General features: G+C 56.7%; 1 protein-coding gene. It reads right to left on the bottom strand.

Annotation, left to right across the window (positions count from 1 at the left end):
• Positions 1 to 409 (bottom strand): cytochrome c biogenesis protein CcdA (locus tag NE664_14845; protein MCQ4727913.1); only part of this gene is annotated, 409 nt, incomplete at both ends.

Here is a 409-nt window from a genome sequence, read left to right as displayed (position 1 = left end):
CGTTCATCCAGCCGGTAAACATCATAACACCCATGGCGATCATCAGCACGCCGCCGGCCTTTGTCGTGTACTTTACCACGTTCTGATGCTTCTTAAAGAAGTCGAGCACCGATCCGGTAAACAGTCCCACCGCCAGAAACGGAATGACGAAGCCCAGCGTATAGACGCCGATCAGCAAAAAGCCCGTTCCCTGAGAGGTCGCTGATGACGCCATCAAAAGAACGCTTGCCAGCGCCGGTCCCACACACGGAGTCCACGCAAAGCTGAAGGTAAAGCCCAGCACCAGCGCCAGGAGCGGATTCATGGCCAGCTGATTCAGACGGAAGGGAAGGCGGCGCTCCTGCCCCAGCACAGAGCTTCCAAATACTCCCAGCTGGAACAATCCGAACAGGACCACGATAATACCGCC

It is taken from the genome of Anaerotignum faecicola, assembly GCA_024460105.1.
Classification (GTDB): domain Bacteria; phylum Bacillota; class Clostridia; order Lachnospirales; family Anaerotignaceae; genus JANFXS01.
The sequence above is the reverse complement of the archived record's forward strand: the minus strand, read 5'-3'. Positions and strand labels throughout refer to the sequence as shown.